General features: G+C 45.8%; 2 pseudogenes. Both read left to right on the forward strand.

The window, feature by feature from the left end:
* Window positions 1-447 (forward strand): annotated as a pseudogene (locus tag AC1DWN_RS32560) (adenosylcobalamin-dependent ribonucleoside-diphosphate reductase); the annotation flags it as partial.
* A 250-nt stretch (window positions 448-697) separates the two neighbouring features.
* Window positions 698-2,217: pseudogene (locus tag AC1DWN_RS32565) on the forward strand (TSCPD domain-containing protein); the annotation flags it as partial.

Consider the following 2,217-nt stretch of genomic DNA (forward strand, 5'->3'; position numbering starts at 1 on the left):
GGACTGTTCAGTTATGCAACAGGGTTAATTGAGCAGGGAGGCAGCCGTCGTGGAGCGTTAATGTTGATGATCAATGACTGGCATCCGGATGTTCTTGAGTTTATTACGATTAAACAAACGATGGGTCAGGTGACCAATGCCAACTTGTCCGTATGTGTAAGCAACGCATTTATGAAGGCTGTCAAAGAGGATTTGGACTGGGAGCTCGTATTTCCGGATACGAAGGAAGTGGGTTATGACGAGCTATGGACAGGAGATATTGATAAATGGCGAGAGCTTGGCAAAAAAGTCATTCATTATAAGACCGTACGTGCTCGTGACGTATGGCAAACAATAATTGAATCCGCTTGGAAATCTGCTGAGCCCGGTATCGTCTTTATGGAATATTACAATCAGATGTCGAATAGCTGGTATTTTAACCCGATTATTAGTACGAATCCGTGTGGTAGAGCCTAGTTTGCCTCACGTTAAAAATCGCGGAATGAAGCGGGAAAGCTGAGAGGCTAATCCGAACCGAAGGCGAGCGGTAAAACGCTGGTCAGGGGCAGAGCATAGACGGTGAACCTGCTGCTAGCAGAATATAACCCGTCCACGAGGCCGCGACACATTCTTATCTTAGGGTGTGAAAAGATATGCCGAACTAACGGGAAATGAACCGTTAGAGCTTCCGGATAAAAAGCCGGGAGGATAACAAATGGAACAGGGCTTGCCAGCTTGGGGAGTTTGTAACCTATCAGCAATTAACTTATCTAAATTTTACGATGAGGAAAATCATGATGTAGATTGGGAAGATCTAGCCAAGGTGACGAGATGGTCGGTACGTTTCCTCGATAATGTGATCGATAAAACCCCTTATCATTTTGAGGAAAATGAACGTAATCAGAAGCTGGAACGGCGTATCGGACTCGGAACCATGGGGCTTGCGGAGCTAATGATTAAATTAGAAATACGATACGGAAGTCCGGAGTCGTTGGTATTCTTAGATAAGCTGTACGCGTTTATTGCGCGCGAATCTTATTTGGGATCGACTGAAATTGCGGGAGAGAAAGGCTCGTTCGAAGCTTTTGATTCGGAGAAATATGTTCAGAGCGGCTTTATGAAAAATATCATTGCGGAGTTCCCTGAGATCGGAGAAGCGGTCGCAGAAAGCGGTATGCGCAATGTTACGGTCATCACRCAAGCACCGACTGGCAGTACGGGAACGATGGTCGGTACGTCGACGGGAATTGAGCCTTATTTTGCATTCGAATATTATCGTCAGAGTCGACTTGGATTTGATAAGCAATATGTGCCGATTGCGGCCGCATGGAAGGATTCTCATCCAGGAGAAGAATTACCGGATTATTATGTGACATCTATGAGCTTGTCTGCAGAGGATCATATACGCGTACAAGCTGTCATACAACGCTGGGTTGATAGTTCAATTTCGAAAACGGCGAATTGCCCAGCTGATTTTACAGTGGAAGAGACAGGAAGGCTTTATGAGTTAGCATTCGAGCTCGGCTGCAAAGGGGTAACGATTTACAGAGACGGTAGTCGTGATGTTCAAGTGCTGTCGACGAAAAAGGAAGAGTCGGATGAAGAAAGCACTAAGCAAGTGGAAGATCAAGGATTAGACAATGAAGTTTCACCTGATATAGATAGTAATGAGGAGTCAGTTAATGAAGATTTAGAGGTACTTCCGGCTTCTAATTTGATGGCGAATCAAGTGTTGGATAAACAATATAAACGTCGCCCGCAAGTATTACGGGGTGCTACTTATAAGGTTAATACGCCGTTCGGAATGGCATATATTACGATCAACGACTTGAATGGTACTCCCGCTGAAATTTTCTTGAATGTAGGTAAAGCAGGATCGGATGTATTCGCCATGGCAGAGGCGTTAGGTCGAGTTTGCTCCTTATTCCTGCGGTACGGAGAGCATGGCAATAAAGTTAAGCTGCTCGTTAAGCATTTGAAGGGTATCGGTGGCACAGGTGCGATCGGCTTTGGGGTTAATCGTGTAGAATCCATTGCTGATGCGGTTGCGAAGTCGCTGGAGATTCATACGGAGAGTGGCGAAGAGCAGGCGGCGGCGGTTGAAGTGTCGGAATTGTCTATGATGGGTTCTAAAGCAGATGAGCTGCTTAATGAAAAGCCCAAGGATCCAAGTATTCAGTCACAGGAAGTGGGCTCACGCGATCTCTGCCCGTCATGCGGCTCCGCTACATTAATTAA

This window comes from Paenibacillus sp. P4_A7, from assembly GCF_056402455.1.